This window comes from Cupriavidus sp. 05N40, from assembly GCF_056397305.1.
On sequence record NZ_JBFTND010000381.1, the window covers coordinates 1 to 5,246 of the forward strand.

Sequence of the window (5,246 nt, forward strand, 5' to 3'; positions counted from 1 at the left end):
ACAAAGCAGCGACGCGGTAAGCAAAGCGAACCGCGGCAAGTTCTTTAACAAACAAACAACCGATAAGTGTGGGCGCTTGATAGCGGATGCCCGGTGCGCAAGCATCGGAGCTTACAAGTTATAAAGTGCTCGCACAGTAAAACATGTTCGGTTCTTCTTCGGGAGGATCGAGTCAGTTTTCTGAGAGTGAGCGACCGCTCGAAAGAGCGAGGTGCTTCGGCACCACACAGGTATTGAACTGAAGAGTTTGATCCTGGCTCAGATTGAACGCTGGCGGCATGCCTTACACATGCAAGTCGAACGGCAGCACGGGAGCAATCCTGGTGGCGAGTGGCGAACGGGTGAGTAATACATCGGAACGTGCCCTGTCGTGGGGGATAACTAGTCGAAAGATTAGCTAATACCGCATACGACCTGAGGGTGAAAGCGGGGGACCGYAAGGCCTCGCGCGATAGGAGCGGCCGATGTCTGATTAGCTAGTTGGTAGGGTAAAAGCCTACCAAGGCGACGATCAGTAGCTGGTCTGAGAGGACGATCAGCCACACTGGGACTGAGACACGGCCCAGACTCCTACGGGAGGCAGCAGTGGGGAATTTTGGACAATGGGGGCAACCCTGATCCAGCAATGCCGCGTGTGTGAAGAAGGCCTTCGGGTTGTAAAGCACTTTTGTCCGGAAAGAAATCCTCTGGGTTAATACCTCGGGGGGATGACGGTACCGGAAGAATAAGCACCGGCTAACTACGTGCCAGCAGCCGCGGTAATACGTAGGGTGCGAGCGTTAATCGGAATTACTGGGCGTAAAGCGTGCGCAGGCGGTTTTGTAAGACAGGCGTGAAATCCCCGAGCTCAACTTGGGAATGGCGCTTGTGACTGCAAGGCTAGAGTATGTCAGAGGGGGGTAGAATTCCACGTGTAGCAGTGAAATGCGTAGAGATGTGGAGGAATACCGATGGCGAAGGCAGCCCCCTGGGACGTCACTGACGCTCATGCACGAAAGCGTGGGGAGCAAACAGGATTAGATACCCTGGTAGTCCACGCCCTAAACGATGTCAACTAGTTGTTGGGGATTCATTTCTTCAGTAACGTAGCTAACGCGTGAAGTTGACCGCCTGGGGAGTACGGTCGCAAGATTAAAACTCAAAGGAATTGACGGGGACCCGCACAAGCGGTGGATGATGTGGATTAATTCGATGCAACGCGAAAAACCTTACCTACCCTTGACATGCCACTAACGAAGCAGAGATGCATCAGGTGCTCGAAAGAGAAAGTGGACACAGGTGCTGCATGGCTGTCGTCAGCTCGTGTCGTGAGATGTTGGGTTAAGTCCCGCAACGAGCGCAACCCTTGTCTCTAGTTGCTACGAAAGGGCACTCTAGAGAGACTGCCGGTGACAAACCGGAGGAAGGTGGGGATGACGTCAAGTCCTCATGGCCCTTATGGGTAGGGCTTCACACGTCATACAATGGTGCGTACAGAGGGTTGCCAACCCGCGAGGGGGAGCTAATCCCAGAAAACGCATCGTAGTCCGGATCGTAGTCTGCAACTCGACTACGTGAAGCTGGAATCGCTAGTAATCGCGGATCAGCATGCCGCGGTGAATACGTTCCCGGGTCTTGTACACACCGCCCGTCACACCATGGGAGTGGGTTTTGCCAGAAGTAGTTAGCCTAACCGCAAGGAGGGCGATTACCACGGCAGGGTTCATGACTGGGGTGAAGTCGTAACAAGGTAGCCGTATCGGAAGGTGCGGCTGGATCACCTCCTTTCAAGCTCAGGTGGTTAGAGCACCGTCTTGATAAGGCGGGGGTCGTAGGTTCAAGTCCTACCAGACCCACCAAGTTACGGACGATGGTTCGATGTTGAGCCTCGCAGCAGTATKGGGGGATTAGCTCAGCTGGGAGAGCACCTGCTTTGCAAGCAGGGGGTCGTCGGTTCGATCCCGTCATCCTCCACCATTTACTGTTGTACCTTGGGATTGGTCGTCAAAGGCAAGCGCTTAGGATTGAGCGTTTGCCTTTGGCCTTGGCCAAGACGATGCGGGACCAAGTCCCGCTCGGCTGTTCTTTAACAATATGGGATGTAGTAAAGGTGTCGTGAAGCGTTGATGAGACGCTGCAGTACAAAACACGATACCGGGTTGTGATTGTATCAACCGAAATGTATTTAAGTGATCGAAAGATGACTTGGAATACGGCACAAATGCGAGAACTCATCCTGTAAGCTTTGATCCGGAGATGTCCGAATGGGGAAACCCGGCCCGWATGGGTCATCCCTGACTGAATACATAGGTCAGGGAAGCGAACGCGGCGAACTGAAACATCTAAGTAGCTGCAGGAACAGAAATCAACCGAGATTCCCAGAGTAGTGGCGAACGAAATGGGAAGAGCCTTGTACTCTTTAGCAGTGTTGTTAGCAGAACGGTYTGGAAAGGYCGGCCATAGCAGGTGATAGCCCTGTATGCGAAAACAGCGTTGTGGAACTAGGTGTACGACAAGTAGGGCGGGACACGTGAAATCCTGTCTGAAGATGGGGGGACCATCCTCCAAGGCTAAATACTCGTGATCGACCGATAGTGAACCAGTACCGTGAGGGAAAGGCGAAAAGAACCCCGGGAGGGGAGTGAAATAGATCCTGAAACCGCATGCATACAAACAGTCGGAGCCCCGCTTTAAGCGCTTTCGGCGATTTTCACGGTAGTGAAAATCGTCAAAAGACTCCAGTGTGAAATAGCACCACTGRCGCGCAAAGCGGTTTAAGCGCGAGAGCGCTTAAAGCGGGGTGACGGCGTACCTTTTGTATAATGGGTCAGCGACTTACATTCAGTGGCAAGCTTAACCGATTAGGGAAGGCGTAGCGAAAGCGAGTCCGAATAGGGCGTTCAGTCGCTGGGTGTAGACCCGAAACCAGACGATCTATCCATGGCCAGGTTGAAGGTGCGGTAACACGTACTGGAGGACCGAACCCACTAACGTTGAAAAGTTAGGGGATGAGCTGTGGATAGGGGTGAAAGGCTAAACAAGTCTGGAAATAGCTGGTTCTCTCCGAAAACTATTTAGGTAGTGCCTCGTGTCTCACCTTCGGGGGTAGAGCACTGTCATGGTTGGGGGGTCTATTGCTGATTACCCCGCCATAGCAAACTCCGAATACCGAAGAGTGCAATCACGGGAGACAGACATCGGGTGCTAACGTCCGGTGTCAAGAGGGAAACAACCCAGACCGCCAGCTAAGGTCCCTAAGATTGGCTAAGTGGGAAACGAAGTGGGAAGGCTAAAACAGTCAGGAGGTTGGCTTAGAAGCAGCCACCCTTTAAAGAAAGCGTAATAGCTCACTGATCGAGTCGTCCTGCGCGGAAGATGTAACGGGGCTAAGCCAGTCACCGAAGCTGCGGATGCGTGCATTCCTTTAAGTGCACCTTGCTTGTCGATGCGCAGCATCGACAAAGCGCCCAACAGTGATGTTGGGTAGCAAGTGAAGTGGATTTAAAGGAGTGCACGCATGGTAGGAGAGCGTTCTGTAAGCCTGTGAAGGTGTCTTGTAAAGGATGCTGGAGGTATCAGAAGTGCGAATGCTGACATGAGTAGCGATAAAGGGGGTGAAAAGCCCCCTCGCCGTAAGCCCAAGGTTTCCTACGCAACGTTCATCGGCGTAGGGTGAGTCGGCCCCTAAGGCGAGGCAGAGATGCGTAGCTGATGGGAAGCAGGTTAATATTCCTGCACCGTCGTATGATGCGATGGGGGGACGGATCGCGGAAGGTTGTCCGGGTGTTGGAAGTCCCGGTCCCTGTATTGGAGAAGGCGCTTAGGCAAATCCGGGCGCGGAATTCAAGGATATGGGGCGAGCGGCCTAGTGCTGCGAAGCAATTGGAAGTGGTTCCAAGAAAAGCCTCTAAGCTTCAGTCATACGAGACCGTACCGCAAACCGACACAGGTGGGCGAGATGAGTATTCTAAGGCGCTTGAGAGAACTCGGGAGAAGGAACTCGGCAAATTGGTACCGTAACTTCGGGATAAGGTACGCCCTTGTAGCTTGACTGGCCTGCGCCAGGAGGGTGAAGGGGTTGCAATAAAATGGTGGCTGCGACTGTTTAATAAAAACACAGCACTCTGCAAACACGAAAGTGGACGTATAGGGTGTGACGCCTGCCCGGTGCCGGAAGATTAAATGATGGGGTGCAAGCTCTTGATTGAAGTCCCGGTAAACGGCGGCCGTAACTATAACGGTCCTAAGGTAGCGAAATTCCTTGTCGGGTAAGTTCCGACCTGCACGAATGGCGTAACGATGGCCACACTGTCTCCTCCCGAGACTCAGCGAAGTTGAAGTGTTTGTGATGATGCAATCTCCCCGCGGCTAGACGGAAAGACCCCATGAACCTTTACTGTAGCTTTGCATTGGACTTTGAACCGATCTGTGTAGGATAGGTGGGAGGCTTTGAAGCGTGGACGCTAGTCTGCGTGGAGCCGTCCTTGAAATACCACCCTGGTTTGTTTGAGGTTCTAACCTTGGYCCGTGAATCCGGRTCGGGGACAGTGCATGGTAGGCAGTTTGACTGGGGCGGTCTCCTCCCAAAGTGTAACGGAGGAGTTCGAAGGTACGCTTGGTACGGTCGGACATCGTACCTAAAGTGCAATGGCAAAAGCGTGCTTAACTGCGAGACCGACAAGTCGAGCAGGTGCGAAAGCAGGACATAGTGATCCGGTGGTTCTGAATGGAAGGGCCATCGCTCAACGGATAAAAGGTACTCTGGGGATAACAGGCTGATACCGCCCAAGAGTTCATATCGACGGCGGTGTTTGGCACCTCGATGTCGGCTCATCTCATCCTGGGGCTGTAGCCGGTCCCAAGGGTATGGCTGTTCGCCATTTAAAGAGGTACGTGAGCTGGGTTTAAAACGTCGTGAGACAGTTTGGTCCCTATCTGCCGTGGGCGTTGGAATCTTGACGGGGGCTGCTCCTAGTACGAGAGGACCGGAGTGGACGTACCGCTGGTGTACCTGTTGTCTCGCCAGAGGCATCGCAGGGTAGCTATGTACGGAAGAGATAACCGCTGAAAGCATCTAAGCGGGAAACTCGCCTGAAGATGAGGATTCCCTGGAGGCTTGACCTCCTTGAAGGGTCGTTCGAGACCAGGACGTTGATAGGCTGGGTGTGGAAGCGCAGTAATGCGTTAAGCTAACCAGTACTAATTGCCCGTAAGGCTTGATCCTATAACCAGTGTGTTTCTCCTGGTATGACGTATCGCGTGCCGCT

1 tRNA gene and 2 rRNA genes are annotated in these 5,246 nt (G+C 53.2%); all 3 read left to right on the forward strand.

The features are described 5' to 3' along the window. Window positions 1–235: 235 nt before the first annotated feature. The 3 genes from AC1DO7_RS40480 (at window position 236) to AC1DO7_RS40490 (ending at window position 5,203) form a co-directional block, all read left to right on the forward strand. Window positions 236–1,767, forward strand: a 16S ribosomal RNA gene (locus AC1DO7_RS40480). Window positions 1,768–1,880: 113 nt separating this feature from the next. Further along, a tRNA-Ala gene (locus tag AC1DO7_RS40485) sits at window positions 1,881–1,956 on the forward strand. A 191-nt stretch (window positions 1,957–2,147) separates the two neighbouring features. Next, window positions 2,148–5,203, forward strand: a 23S ribosomal RNA gene (locus AC1DO7_RS40490). Together the 16S and 23S rRNA genes with 1 tRNA gene alongside form the textbook arrangement of a ribosomal RNA operon. Window positions 5,204–5,246: the final 43 nt, after the last annotated feature.